Source organism: Paraburkholderia saeva (assembly GCF_907164555.1).
Classification (GTDB): domain Bacteria; phylum Pseudomonadota; class Gammaproteobacteria; order Burkholderiales; family Burkholderiaceae; genus Paraburkholderia; species Paraburkholderia saeva.
The window spans coordinates 50,751-65,189 of the sequence record NZ_CAJQZC010000013.1; the positions used below are offsets into that span (position 1 = coordinate 50,751).

9 protein-coding genes are annotated in these 14,439 nt (G+C 63.7%); 5 read left to right on the forward strand and 4 right to left on the reverse strand.

Annotated elements, in window-relative coordinates; all coding sequences use genetic code 11:
- The first annotated feature begins 27 nt into the window (after positions 1–27).
- The 4 genes from atzF to LPA36_RS25985 all read left to right on the forward strand — a co-directional run bounded on the left by atzF (position 28) and on the right by LPA36_RS25985 (position 7,961).
- Entirely contained in the window at positions 28–1,854 is a 1,827-nt protein-coding gene (gene atzF / locus LPA36_RS25970) for an allophanate hydrolase (RefSeq protein ID WP_228883042.1), read from the forward strand.
- Between the two features lie 222 nt (positions 1,855–2,076).
- The gene (locus LPA36_RS25975) at positions 2,077–4,233 is read left to right on the forward strand and encodes a hybrid sensor histidine kinase/response regulator (protein ID WP_228883045.1); all 2,157 of its coding nucleotides are present in this window, start codon (positions 2,077–2,079) and stop codon (positions 4,231–4,233) included.
- Positions 4,234–4,939: 706 nt separating this feature from the next.
- Positions 4,940–6,631, forward strand: coding sequence for an acid phosphatase (locus tag LPA36_RS25980; RefSeq protein ID WP_228883047.1), 1,692 nt, complete (start codon positions 4,940–4,942; stop codon positions 6,629–6,631).
- 205 nt (positions 6,632–6,836) lie between these two features.
- Complete coding sequence (locus LPA36_RS25985; RefSeq protein WP_228883050.1) at positions 6,837–7,961, forward strand: aminotransferase; 1,125 nt, start codon at positions 6,837–6,839, stop codon at positions 7,959–7,961.
- 107 nt (positions 7,962–8,068) lie between these two features.
- Here LPA36_RS25985 and boxA read toward each other — a convergent pair whose 3' ends face one another.
- The 4 genes from boxA to LPA36_RS26005 form a co-directional block, all read right to left on the reverse strand.
- Positions 8,069–9,316, reverse strand: a complete 1,248-nt coding sequence (gene boxA / locus LPA36_RS25990; RefSeq protein WP_228883051.1) for a benzoyl-CoA 2,3-epoxidase subunit BoxA — start codon at positions 9,314–9,316, stop codon at positions 8,069–8,071.
- A gap of 76 nt (positions 9,317–9,392) precedes the next feature.
- Positions 9,393–10,820, reverse strand: coding sequence for a benzoyl-CoA 2,3-epoxidase subunit BoxB (gene boxB, locus LPA36_RS25995; RefSeq protein WP_228883052.1), 1,428 nt, complete (start codon positions 10,818–10,820; stop codon positions 9,393–9,395).
- 67 nt (positions 10,821–10,887) lie between these two features.
- Entirely contained in the window at positions 10,888–12,591 is a 1,704-nt protein-coding gene (gene boxC / locus LPA36_RS26000) for a 2,3-epoxybenzoyl-CoA dihydrolase (RefSeq protein WP_228883209.1), read from the reverse strand.
- A 185-nt stretch (positions 12,592–12,776) separates the two neighbouring features.
- Complete coding sequence (locus LPA36_RS26005; protein WP_228883211.1) at positions 12,777–13,685, reverse strand: helix-turn-helix transcriptional regulator; 909 nt, start codon at positions 13,683–13,685, stop codon at positions 12,777–12,779.
- A 182-nt stretch (positions 13,686–13,867) separates the two neighbouring features.
- Between LPA36_RS26005 and LPA36_RS26010 the strand changes: the two genes are divergently transcribed.
- Positions 13,868–14,347, forward strand: coding sequence for a 4-hydroxylaminobenzoate lyase (locus LPA36_RS26010; RefSeq protein ID WP_228883053.1), 480 nt, complete (start codon positions 13,868–13,870; stop codon positions 14,345–14,347).
- Positions 14,348–14,439: the final 92 nt, after the last annotated feature.

Consider the following 14,439-nt stretch of genomic DNA (forward strand, 5'->3'; position numbering starts at 1 on the left):
GACACGAACCCACACTCAGGAGCCGGCATGCCTTCCTTCGATATGCGACTGCCGACGTTGCGCGCGGCGTACCGCGCCGGAGAGACCACGCCGCGCCAGTTGATTGGCGAGTTGCGCGAGCGCGCCGCCACGTTGAACGCGGAATTCCATCTCTTCATTCATCTGCTGGACGAAGCGGAACTCGAACCGTATTTCGCCACGCTCGAAGCCGCCGACGCCAGCACGTTGCCGCTCTACGGCATCCCGTTCGCGATCAAGGACAACATCGATCTCGCGGGCATCCCGACGACCGCCGCATGCCCCGCGTTCGCGTACACGCCGGCCGCTTCCGCGAAGCTCGTCGAGCAGCTGATCGCGCTCGGTGCGGTGCCGCTCGGCAAGACCAATCTCGACCAGTTCGCGACGGGTCTGAACGGCACGCGCTCGCCGTACGGCAAGTGCCGCAACAGCGTGCTCGCTGACTACCCGTCGGGCGGATCGAGCTCGGGATCGTCGCTTGCGGTGGCGCTGGGCGTCGCGAGTTTCGCACTCGGCACCGACACAGCCGGTTCCGGGCGCGTGCCCGCGGCGCTGAACAACCTCGTCGGCCTGAAAGGCACGAAGGGGCTGCTTTCGACAGCGGGCGTCGTGCCCGCGTGCCGCACGCTCGACTGCGTGACGTTCCTCACCGCGACCGCGCGCGAAGCAAGCGAGCTACTCGCGCTGACGGCGCAGGAAGATCCCGCCGATGCCTACAGCCGTGCCAATCCGCAATGGAACGACGGCGCCGCGTTCGGCAGGATCGCGCGCTTTCGCTTTGGCGTGCCGCGCGATCCGGAATTTGCCGGCTGCGACGAAAGCCCCGCGCTTTTCGCGTTCGCACGCTCGACGCTCGAAGCGATGGGCGGCGAAGCCGTCGAGATCGACTTCGCGCCGTTCGTCGAAGCCGCGAAGCTGCTGTATGAAGGACCGTGGGTGGCCGAGCGCTACAGCGTCGCGGGCGAACTCGTCGAGACGCAACCGGACGCCGTGCTGCCGGTGATTCGCGACGTGCTTGCGAGGGCACCCGGCACCACGGCCGTCGATGCGTTCCGTGCGCAATACCGCCTGCAGGCGCTCAAGAAAACCTGCGACGCGGTGCTCGAAACCGTCGACTTCGTGCTGACCCCATCGTTCCCGCGCCCGGTGACGCTGGCCGAACTGGAACGCGATCCGATCGGCGCGAATTCGCTGCTCGGTTACTACACGAACTTCATGAACCTGCTCGACTACGCGGCCGTCGCCGCGCCCGTCGGCTTCATGAAAAACGGCCTGCCGTGGGGCATCACGCTCTTTGGCCGCGCGTTCACCGACCAGTATCTGCTGAGCGTCGCCGATGACCTGCAACGCACGTTGAAGCTGCCGCTGGCAGGCGGCGTTTCGTGCGACCTCGATGCGCCCGCGGGTGTGGCGCGCCACGACCGCACGCGCGTGGTGGTGTGCGGCGCGCATCTGGACGGCCTGCCGCTTAACCCGCAGCTAAAGCGCCGCGGCGCACGCCTTGTCGAAGCAACGACGAGCGCACCGCATTACCGTCTGTACGCGCTGGCTGGCGGCAGCGTTGCACGGCCGGGCATGGTGCGTGTCGACAAGGAGGGCGCCGCCATCGCCGTCGAGGTCTGGGACATCCCAAGCGCCGAACTGGGTTCCTTCCTGACGGGCATCGCGGCCCCGCTCGGCCTCGGCAAGGTGCAACTCGCGGACGGACGCTGGGAGACCGGTTTCATCTGCGAGTCGCAAGGTCTCGACGATGCAATCGACATCACGCATACCGGCGGATGGCGCGCGTGGCTTGCCGAACGCGAGAAGGACGTGCATCCGGCTGCAAGCGTCTAGTTTTCGTTTCGACGATGACAAGGTGAACCCCGTCGGCCGGCGCGGCTCACCGGCCGCCGGCTCCCGTATGTTCTCACCTGTCTCGATGAAACAGATGCGCTGACGCTCCCGAACCTTCTCACCGTCCGCCCGCATCGGGCACACGTTGCACGTCTACCAGACGCTCCAGATGGCCGGCTACCGGGTACGATGTCTCTTTCGTCGCTACGGGAGCCCGCGAGCTTGCGCCCTACCGAGTCCTCGGCACTCGACCTGCCACTACCGTCGCGGAACTTTGCGGCGACGCGCCGCATCCTCCTTGTCGTCCTCGCGGCGGCCGTACTGATTCCGCTGGTCTGTCTGATCGGCTACGGCTACTACGATTATCAGCGCCGCACCGTCGATGCCAACGATGTGACCGATCGCCTTGCGCGCGTGGCCCAGGAACATGCGCTCAAGGTGCTGGACCTGAACAACGAAATGGCGACGCGCATTGTCGATCTGCTCGGCGACAGCAGCGACGCCGAAATCCGCGCGCAGGAAGCGCCGATCCACCGGCGGCTCAGCGCCATTGGTGGCGACTTCCCGCAGATTGCGGCGATCTCCCTCTTCGGCAAGAACGGCGACGTGCTGACGTCGAGCCGTTATTACCCCGTGCCGAAGGCATCGGTTGCCGATCGCGATGACTTCCTTTCCGCGCGGGCAATCCGGCCCGAGCCGTATTTCTCGTTGCCGCTGCGCGGCGTGATCGGTCAGGCGGACGTATTCGTAACAAACCTGGGGCGCACGTCGCTGAAGGACGGCAGTTTTCTCGGCGTCGTTTCGATTGCGTTGCAGCGAAAGTACTTCGCCGATTTCTACCGCGAACTGGTCAGCGAGAACCCCGCTGTGACGATCGGCCTGTATCGCCGCGACGGCGGCATCCTGCTGCGCTTTCCCGCAGGCCGGCCAGGCGCGATGCCCGTCGCGAATACGCCGTTCACGAACGCGTTGCACGATGGCGTGCTGTTCGGCCGTCTCCGCATGACATCGACCGTGGACAACGTCGAACGTCTGCTCGCGTTTCGTCGCGTCGGCAACTATCCGCTTTACGTCGTGGCCGGCTACGCCACTGACGCGATCTTCGACGCGTGGTGGCGTCATTACCTGCTGATTGCGGCGATTACCGCGGTGCCCTGCTTCGCGGTGTGCGTGCTCGTGCTGTTCTCGCTGCGCCAGCTGCGCGCCGAGCAGGTCGCATGGGAGCACTGGCAGGCGGAAGTGGCGATGCGTCTTTCCGCCGAGGCATCGAGCCGGCAGATGCGCCGGATGGGTGCGCTTGGCAACCTCGTCGCGAACGTCGCACACGACTTCAACAATCTGCTGATGGTTGTCTCGACCAACATGGGGCTTGCGCGTCGCAAGGGCTTCAACAACGTCGAGAAGGAAGTGACGGCCGTCGAGCGCGCGACGCTCGGCGCGCAGTCGCTTGCGCGGCGCCTGCTGAGCGTCGCGCGCAAGCAGCCGCTCAAGCAGGAAGCCATCGACTTCGCCACCTGGCTACCGGCCGCGACGCATCTGATCCAGACTGCCGTCGGCGACAAGGTGCGGGTCAGCGTGCAGGTCGTGCCGGATCTCTGGCACGGGTTCGCCGACGCGACCGAACTCGAGTTCGCGATCATCAACGTCGCGGTGAACGCGCGCGATGCGATGCCGCTGGGTGGGCGCTTCGTGATCCGCGGGCAGAACGTCCGTCTGACCGCGAGCGACACGAGTCTGCCCGACGGTGAATACGTGCTGGTCTCGCTGACGGACGACGGCGAGGGTATGCCGGAAAGCGTGCTGAAGCGCGCGTTCGAGCCGCTCTTCACGACGAAGGTGAGCGGCGCGGGGACAGGCCTCGGTCTCGCACAGGTGCTGGCCGCGTGCGAACAGGCTGGCGGCACGGCACGCATCGACAGCGTCCCGCAGCGCGGCACGACGGTGCGTCTGTACCTGCCGCGTTACCAGGGCGAGCAGGAGCCAGCGCGGCCCGCCGCGCCGGCCGCACCTGCTACCGCTCCCGCGACGCAGGGCATCGTTTTGCTCGTCGAGGACAACGAGGACGTCGCCGAAGGCGTCGCCGCGGTGCTCGAAGTCTTCGGCTGCAAGGTTCGCCACGAGCCGACCGCCGATGCCGCGCTCGACGCGCTCAATGCCGGCGAAACCTTCGATCTCGTGCTGTCCGATATCCAGATGCCTGGCCGCCTGAGCGGAATCGATCTCGCCGAGCAGGTTCAACAGCAGTGGCCCGCTCAGCGCATCGCGCTGATGACCGGTTACGCGGACGAACTCGAACGCGCCCGGCACCTCGGCGTGCCGATTCTCGCGAAGCCGTTCGATATCGATGAACTGCGCGAACTGGTCACGTGTGCGCGTTGATTGCGGTTTTCGCCCGGGTGATCAGGTGCTTCATGTGAGTACCCACTTACAGTTTTAGCCTTATGTTCTGGAGCTGGGTTTGTGATTTGCTAAGAGCGTGCCGCGCGGCTTTATGCGCAAAAAGATTCCTGCCGGGCGGTCTGCGTTCCTCCGGGCGGCCCGCTGCAGCCCGGTGGGAACCCTCCAGATGCCCCATACAGCTTCGCCACGCACTCCCGAAAAACCTCACCTTAAGGCTGATTCCCGGCGCTCTCCGGTGATTTCTGGCGCGAGCCGCGGCACACCGTTCGCTCTGTCAGAGTCTGCGAAGAGCGGGCTGCTGACTTGCGCTTTCGTCTGTTTCAGCGCACGCAGGTCCGCATCGGCGCACGCGCCCTCGCCCTTTATCCATAAGGGTTTGAGGCCGTCTCACAATGTTTGGAGCGGGTGGGATGATCCTGGCCACGGGCCATGAAACGCCGCTCTCCTGCACCGCGGCTCGCTACACCAGCCGCGTTGCCCACGGTGAATAAAGGCTCCACGCCGGCCTTCACATCGGGGCCTCCCGAAAACCCTCACCGTTCGCCGCACCTCGGTGTCTATGCACATTCGCTGCTTGCGGATTCACCCTGTCGGGTGCCAGGATGCACGTGGTATTGAGGCCCCGGGGCACGCCCGAACCGGCGCCCGCCTTCGCTGGAAAACGCGCTCATAAGGAGATCTGCCGATGCAACCCGATGATCCGACGCTCCCGCCTGACCTTCCCCAGCACGCCGACCAGCCCGACGATCCGGAACGTCGTCGTGTCCTGACCGGCCTTGCGGCAGTCGGTATTGGCCTCGCGCTGACAGGCTGCAAGACCGACCTGCAATCCGCAGGCAGCGGCCCGCGTAGCGCGGCCGATCTCCGGCTCGACGCCGCGCTCCACGATCAGGTTCGCCATATCGTCGTGATCTATGCGGAGAACCGCAGCTTCGCGAACCTGTACGGCAATTTCCCGGGCGTCCAGCATCCGCTCGACGCCGTGCCGGCATCCCGTTACGTGCAGCTCGACCGCGACGGCAAGACGCCGCTCGCGCAACTGCCAAAAATCTGGGGCGGCCTCGTGCCGCAGGCGCAGGAAGTGGACGGCAAGCGCTACATGATTGCCGAGCGCGACATCGTCGGTCTGCCGAATGGGCCGTTCCGTATCGCCGACGCCCACGGCACGCCGCTGCCGAACGGCGTCATCACGCGCGATCTGGTGCATCGCTTCTATCAGAACCAGATGCAGATCAACGCGGGCCGCAACAACCAGTTCGTCGCCTGGGCGGACTCCGGCGGCCTCGTGATGGGCCATTACCGGAATTCGGCCGACTCGTTGCGTCTGTGGAACCTCGCGCAGCAATACACGCTGTGCGACAACTTCTTCATGGCCGCTTTCGGCGGCTCATGGCTCAATCACATCTTCCTGATTTCGGCGCAGGCGCCGTATTACGCGGACATCCAGACCAGCCCGGCGAAGAAACTCGTCTCGATCATCGAAGGCGACGACCCCACCGGCACGCGGCTGAAACTCAGCGCGGACTCACCGGCGTCGGCGCTCGCCGGGCCGCCGAAGTATGAAAACGATGGTCTCTTCACCGCGGACGGTTACGCCGTCAACACGATGGCGCCGCCGTACATGCCGAGCAACGTGCGCCCCGCAGAAGGTGGCGATCCGAATCTGGCCGATCCTTCCAACCCGAAGGTGCTGCGGCCGCAGACGTACGCGACGATCGGCGACCGGCTGTCGGACAAGGGCGTCGACTGGGCGTGGTACAGCGGCGCGTGGCAGTACGCGCTCGACCATCAGGACACGGGCGCGGTGCCGGATTTCCAGTATCACCATCAGCCGTTCAACTATTTCGTGAATTACGCCCCGGGCACCGACGCGCGCCAGCGCCATCTGCGCGATGCAGGCACCGGCGACGACGCATCGACAAACCATCTGATCGCGGACATCGATGCCGGACGTCTGCCCGCAGTCACGTTCTACAAACCGCAGGGCAACCTGAACATGCACGCCGGTTACGCCGACGTCGAATCGGGCGACCGGCACATCACGCAGGTCATCGATCATCTGCAGCGCAGTCCGCTGTGGGCCAACACGGTCGTGATCGTCACCCACGACGAAAACGGCGGATGGTGGGACCCGGTCGCGCCACCGAAGGGCGATCGCTGGGGTCCCGGCTCGCGCATCCCGGCGCTCGTCGTGTCACCGCTCGCCAAAAAAGGTTACGTGGATCACAGCCTCTACGACACCAATTCGATCCTGCGACTGATTACGCGCGTGCATGGCCTCGCGCCGCTAGACGGCGTGATTGCGCGAGACCGGGCGTTCGCGGAGAACGGCGCGACGCCACCTGGCGATATGACCGCGGCGCTCGATCTCGCGTAACGGTTTTGCGGGTTCGTCGCAGACGGACCCGCCACGCGTTTGCCTGGTTCGCGACCGCGACCTGATTCTGGACCGACCCCAGATTCCATTCAATAAAGTCTACGATAGACTTTTCGTCTATACTCAATGCCGAGCCATCGCGCGTGATTGCGACCGGCATGCGCGATCGTTGCGTACGCGTACTTTCAATTCGAGGACGGAAGTCATGGAAATCAGGGAATTCGGTGTCGAACGCTGGATGGATCGCTACGAGAACCACTGCGAGTTGAATCTCGCGGAAACCTGCGTCGAGTCGTTGACGGTCGAAGAACTGCTGCGCATGTCCGGGCGACAGGAGAGCATTCTCGGCGAGATGCTGCCGCTCAAGCTGACGTACGGCGCCATCGACGGCACGGAGCGCCTGCGCTCGAACGTGGCTTCGCTATACGAAAAGCAGAAGGTGCCGAATGTCCTGATCACGCACGGCGCGATCAGCGCGAATGCACTCGTGTACGAGACGCTCGTCGAACCCGGCGACCACGTGATTTCCGTGCTGCCGACGTATCAACAGCATTATTCGATTCCGGCGAGCTACGGCGCGAACGTCGACATCCTCCCGCTTCGCGAAGAGAACGGCTTCCTGCCTGATCTCGACGAACTGAAGCGCCTCGTCAAAAGTAATACGCGCGTCATCGCGATCAACAATCCGAACAACCCGACCGGTTCGCTGATGGACCGGGCCCTCCTCGAACGCTTCGTGGAAATCGCGCGCGCGTGCGGCGCGTGGGTACTGTGCGACGAGGTCTATCGCGGTACCGATCAGGAAGGCGACGGTTTCACGGCATCGATCGCCGATCTGTACGAGAAAGGTATCGGCACGGGCAGCATGTCGAAGACGTGGTCGCTGGCGGGTCTGCGCGTCGGCTGGATCGTCGCGCCGGTCGAACTGATTCACCGCGTGCAGATTCATCGCGACTACAACACCATCAGTGTCGGCATGCTGAACGATCTGTTCGCTTCGATTGCGCTCGAAAGCCGCGACGCGATCATCAGCCGCAGTCACGACATCCTGCGCACGAACCTCGCCATCCTCGACGCGTGGATCGCGAAAGAGCCACTGCTTTCGTACGTGAAACCGAAGTCGGGCACGACGGCGCTCGTGCGATTCGATCTCGACATGACGTCGCGTGACTTTTGCGTCGCGCTGCTCGAAAAAACGGGCGTGATGTTCACGCCAGGTAGCGCGATGGATATGGAAGGCTATGTGCGCATCGGCTATACGAACAATCGCGAAGTGCTGGAAGCGGGGCTTGCGAAAGTGTCGGGGTTCCTGCGCGACATCGCGCGTTAACGGTTGCGGTTGGGGTTGCGGTTGCGATCGCAACAAACGGTGCGCAACGCGGTACCGCGTTGCGCACCGTTCGTCGGCTCCCGCAAACACTCACCTCTTGATCGGCATCAGTACGTTTCGAGATGCAGGCGCCCCTCCCGCTTGAGTGTTTTCCACAGCGGTTCCCACTCCAGTCCGTGCTGTTCGGCGATATCGCGCAACGCCTGCAGTACGCCATCTTCCATGCCCTTCAGGCCACAAACGTAAATGTAGGTATTCGCGTCGCGAAGCATCTGCGCAATGTCCGCGGCGCGCTCACGCATCGCATCCTGCACATACCGCTTCGGCTGACCGGCCGTTCGTGAAAACGCCAGCGTCGTATCGATGAAATCGCGCGGCAGATTCACCAAAGGCCCGAAGTACGGCAACTCTTCCTTCGTCCGCGCGCCGAAGAACAACATCAGCTTGCCGGTCGCGCCCTTCAGCCTGCGGCGGCGGCGATATTCCGTCATCGCGCGCATCGGTGCCGAACCGGTGCCCGTGCAGATCATCAGCAGATGCGAGTTCGGATGATTCGGCATCAGGAACGTGCTGCCGAATGGACCGATCACATCGACCTTGTCACCCTTCTTCAGGTCGCACAGATAGTTCGAGCACACGCCATCGGCCGCATTGCCCTGATAGTCCTGCGTGACGCGCTTCACCGTCAGCGACAGATTGTTGTAGCCCTTGCGCTCGCCATCACGCGGGCTCGCGATCGAATACTGCCGCGCGTGATGCGTCTTGCCATCCTTCGTCGAACCCGGCGGCAGCACGCCGATCGACTGGCCTTCCAGGACCGGAAATGGCATCGTGCCGAAATCCAGCACAATGTGATGTATATCGCTTTCGGTCGATTCGTCCGTGAGCCGGTAGTTGCCGACCACCGTCGCTGATACGGGGTCTTTATGCGTATAAAGATTCACGTAAGGCCTGGCCGACGACCACGGCGGCAACGTCGAGCCACGCACCGTGTCCACCTCGATGCCTTCCGACGTTTCCGCTGATTCTGCCGCACCGCCAGGTTGGGGCGCGACCTCATCGAGCGCAGGGCTCGCGGTCGTGTTTTGCGCAGGCAGCGCGTCCCACGTGAACTGTTCGTCGATGCTGTACGCATCGGCCTCCAATACGTTGCGCCAGTTGTCGATGGCGCCTGTCGGGCACGGCGGCACGCATGCCATGCATCCGTTGCACACATCGGCTTTCACCACGTAGTTGTTCGAATCGTGGGTGATGGCATCGATCGGACAGGTCTCTTCGCAGGTGTTGCAGCGAATGCAGATCTCCGGGTCGATCAGATGCTGCCTGAGGACTGCGATTGGGACTGGGCCATTCATGTCTTGTCTCCCCCTGCATCCGGGTGCGTCGCGATCGTTCGCACCGCAGCCGGGCGCCTGGTATTGCCGGGATGAATCAGTTGAAGCGCACGTATTCGAAATCGACCGGTTGACGGTTGATGCCCATCGCCGGCGGCGCGATCCAGTTCGCGAACTTGCCCGGCTCGATGACACGACCCATCAGCGAAGCCACATACGCGCGGTCTTCCGGCGTCGGTAGCCAGGTGGCTTCGTTCGCCTTCCATTCGTTGTCGTTGACGACGCGGCCATCCGGCGAGACGCGCACGCCGGCGAACGTGCCGATCTCGCGGTTGAACGCCTTGTGCGGCACCGTCATGCGAAAATCGATGCCCGCCTTTTCGAGCACCTTGTTCCAGCGCCCGACACCCGCCACCGAATCCTTGATGTAGTCGTCGCGCAGCACTTCGTTCATCGCGTTGAGCATCGGCACTTCGCGCTCGACGAGCTTGCCGTCCTGCACGTCCAGCAGCTTGTAGTTCTGGCCGTTCAGCTGGTGATCGTCGTCACGTTTGGTTTCTTCATACCGGCCCTTCAGACCCGAGCTGTAGAACGTCGCCGCGTTCGATGATTGATCCGCGCCGAACAGGTCGATCGTCACCGAGTAGTGGAAGTTGATGTAGCGCTGGATCGTTTCCAGATCGATTACGCCCGCGGCGCGCAGCTTGTTGACGTCGTCGGTCTTGAGCTCGTTCATCACCTGCGCGGTGCGCTGGATCACGCGCGACACGCCCGATTCGCCGACGAACATGTGATGCGCCTCTTCCGTGAGCATGAACTTCGTCGTGCGCGCAAGCGGATCGAAGCCCGACTCGGCGAGCGCCGACAGCTGGAATTTGCCGTCGCGATCGGTGAAGTACGTGAACATGAAGAACGACAGCCAGTCCGGCGTGCGCTCGTTGAACGCGCCGAGAATGCGCGGGTTGTTGTCGTCGCCGGAGCGGCGATCGAGCAGCGCGTCGGCTTCTTCGCGACCGTCGCGGCCGAAGTAGCGATGCAGCAGATAGACCATCGCCCACAGGTGACGCCCTTCCTCGACGTTCACCTGGAACAGGTTGCGCAGGTCATACATCGAAGGCGCAGTGAGCCCGAGGTGACGTTGCTGTTCCACCGATGCCGGTTCCGTGTCGCCCTGCGTCACGATAATGCGTCGCAGGTTCGCGCGGTGTTCGCCGGGCACGTCCTGCCAGGCGGCTTCGCCCTTGTGCTCACCGAAGTTGATCTTGCGTTCCGTGTCGCCGGGCGCAAGGAAAATGCCCCAGCGGTAGTCCGGCATCTTCACGTGATCGAAGTGCGCCCAGCCGCCCGCATCGACGCTCACCGCCGTGCGCAGATAGACGTCGTAACCATGCGAGCCGTCCGGGCCCATGTCGCCCCACCAGGAGAGAAAGTTCGGCTGCCATTGTTCGAGCGCGCGTTGCAGCGTGCGGTCGTCGGCGAGATTGACGTTGTTCGGAATCTTTTCGCTGTAGTTAATCGTGGACATGTCTGTTTCCTTGAGCTTGAACGCGTGTATTGCAGGATCGTTGAGCAGGGACGTTCGATAAAGCGCGTTACACGCGGTTCAGGTCGAACTGCGCCTTGCTGCCCTTGCCGTACACCTTGAGCGCGCCCTTCTCGCCCACCGCGTTCGGCCGGTTGAAAATCCAGTTCTGCCAGGCAGAGAGCCGGCCGAAGATGCGCGTATTCATCGTTTCCGGTCCGTTGAAGCGCAGGTTCGCTTCGAGGCCGGTCAACGCATCGGGCGACATCGCCGCGCGCTCTTCGATCGCGATACGGATTTCGTCGGCCCAGTCGATATCGTCCGGCGATGCGGTCACGAGTCCGAGACGCTCGGCTTCGACCGCTTTGACCGGCTTGCCGGTCTGCTCGCGCGCGGCCTGCATCGGTCCGGTTTCGTCGTAGAAGCGGCGACCGATGCGCGACTGGCCGGTGATCATCGGATACAGACCGAAGTTGACGTCGGAGAGCGTGATGGCCGGCTCTTCGTCTTCATTGCCGGGCAGCGCGGCCATGTAAGTGCGGTCGGTGGCGAACGCCAGTTCGGCAAACGTGCCCGCAAAGCAGGAGCCCGGCTCGATCAGCGCGAAGAGCGAACGCGAGGAAACATCGATGCGCGCCAGCGTGCGGCGCAGCATGCCGATCGTTTCGCGGACAAACCAGTGCTCCTTGTGCTGAAGCAGCGTGGCATCGGCGGCGAGCAGTGCGCGGGCGTCGCCTTCCGTCTTGAAGATCCACGTGCCGATGTCGAGTTCGTTGGTGCGCATCGAGAGAATCGCGTCGTCCAGTTCGCGGGCGAACTGCAATGGCCACCAGTTCGCGCCAGCTGCGACGATTGCGTCGATATCGGCAGGCTGGTTGCCGGACGGCGCTTTCGCGGTGAACGTCGCGGTGCGCTTCGTGCGGTCGATCGTGACGTCGACAGTCGCATAGCCGATGCCGTCTTCGCGATCCTGACGTTCGACGCGCGTCAGCGTCACGCCCTTCGCACCGGCCGGACGGTCGCTCTGCGCGGCCAGTTCCAGTGCGCGTGCCTGAACGGTCTGTTTGAAGACGTTCGGCTTGACCACTTCGTCGACGAGTCGCCACTGCTTCGCGCGCTCGCCACGCACGCCTTCGACGATTGTGCAGAAGATGTCGGCGCGGTCATGGCGAACCTTGCGCTTGTCGGTGACGCGGGTGAGACCACCGGTGCCGGGCAATACGCCGAGCAGCGGCACTTCAGGCAACGCGACGGACGACGAGCGGTCGTCGACCAGGTAAATCTCGTCACACGCGAGTGCCATTTCGTAGCCGCCGCCGGCGCACGCACCGTTTACTGCTGCGAGAAACTTGATGCCCGAATGGCGCGACGAGTCTTCGAGACCGTTGCGCGTTTCGTTCGTGAATTTACAGAAGTTGACCTTCCATGCATGCGACGACAGGCCGAGCATGAAGATGTTCGCGCCGGAGCAGAACACGCGGTCCTTGAGACTCGTGACGACCACGGTGCGCACTTCCGGATGTTCGAAGCGGATGCGCTGGATTGCATCGTGCAGCTCGATGTCGACGCCCAGGTCGTACGAATTGAGCTTGAGCTTGTAGCCTTCGCGGATGCCGCCGTCTTCGGCAATGTCGACGCCGAGTGTCGCGACCGGGCCATCGAATGTCAGCTTCCAGTGTTTATAGCGCGACGGCTCGGTGCGGTAGTCGACGCGCGGGCCGACCGGCGCGGCGGATGCCTGAGCCGGGGACGCGGCCGTCTGGCTGACCGGCATGACGCCTGCGGGGGTGCCCTGCTCCACTGATTGAGCGACTGACATGGATGTCTCCTTCGTACATTGCGGGATTGTTGAATGTACGATAGTGCATCTTTTCTGCCGCGTAAAGCACTTTAATGCTTCTTTCGGGTTTTCCCGAACATGCTTTTTAATTCAGTTTTTGCAGCGCCTTTACGCCAATGTCACTCAGAGGCAATCCGCGCCGCCAGCCGGTCGCGCAGCGAGAGATAGCATTCCGCCAGGGGTTTGCCACTCGTGTCGAACGTCATGTCGGCGCGTCCGTAGAACTCGCCGCGGCCTTCCAGGATGCGCTTCAGGTCTTCCATGGCTTCCTTGTTGCCGGACATCGGCCGCAGGTCGCCTTGCGCAATCACGCGCCGCATATGATCTTCCGGCGTGGCCTGCAGCCACACCGTGAAGCAGTGGGCGAGCAGCGCGTTCAACGTGGCGGGCTCGGATACGAGACCGCCCGGCGAGGCAATCACCGCGCGGGGATGCTCCGCGATCACTGCTTCGAGCGCGCGGTGCTCGTAGCGCCGGTAAGCGCTCGCTCCGTATAGCGCGTGAATCTCCGCTGGCGGGCAGCCCGCCAGCTGCTCGATCACACGGTTCAGCTCGACGAAGGGCATTTTCAGCTCGTCCGCGAGCATGCGGCCGAGGGTCGATTTGCCCGCGCCACGCAGGCCGATCAGCGCGATCCGGTTGCGCCGGTTCGGGTCTTGCGGCGCCGTGGCAAGCATCTCCTCGAGCGCGACGCGGGCGCGCTTCAACGTGTCGTGATCGCGTCCGTACAGCAGTTCACGGATGCGCAGCCAGTCGGCCGAAGACGTCGTTTCGTCGCCGACGATCTCGGCCAGCGTGCAGTTTAGTGCCTTCGTGAGTTGACGCAGGAACAGCACCGACGCATTGCCCACGCCGGATTCGAGGTTCGCGAGATAGCGCTCCGAGACGTCCGCTTCCTTCGCCAGCGCCTTGCGCGTCAGGCCGCGCCGCGCCCGCAGCACGCGCACGCGCTCTCCCATTCCGACCAGAAACGGATCGCGGGCTTCACGCGTGTCGTCGACAGTGGCGTCTTGATCCGCGGGCTCCATCGGTTGCACGGCGGCGGTTTGTTTCATGTTGAAGCGTCCTTTGAACAGGCTTTAATGAATTATAGTGCTTGACATGCAATTTGTCGCACGCTAAGTTTAATGCACATTTCAAGACAGCCAGACGCCTGCGGCCTGCGTGCGTCACGGCACCGATCCGCGCTTGACGCGCGGTGGAGACACACATGTCCCCCGACACATTTCGAACGCTGATTGGCGGCGTGACCAGCAGGATCGCGTCACGTCCGCTCGGCCAGGATCTCGCACGCTGGCTGAACACCGAATATCCCGCCTCGGGCACCGCATGGGCCGAACTCGCCGACGCCTGCTGCACGGGCGTGAAGGAAGGCTGGCTGTGCGACGGTGAAGCGGGCGGCATCCGCTACGGACGCATCTTCAAGGCGCTGCCGGAAACACATGGCTTTTCGGTCGACGTCGTCAGCATGACCGACATCGCTGGGCCACATCACGTGCATCCGAACGGTGAAATCGATCTGATCATTCCACTCACCGAAGGCGCGACCTTCGACGGCCATCCGGCAGGCTGGTGCGTCTACGAGCCAGGCAGCGCGCACCGGCCGACGGTCGCGCACGGCAGCGCGCTCGTGCTCTATCTGCTGCCCGAGGGCGCTATCCAGTTCACGAAGCAGGAAGCCACCGCCTGAGGGGCGCCACTTTCCATATCCACGCTCAACGCGTTGCGCTGCACCGCGCCGCATCCGGTGCGGTGATTGAATTCCGCGCCGCAAACCGCCAG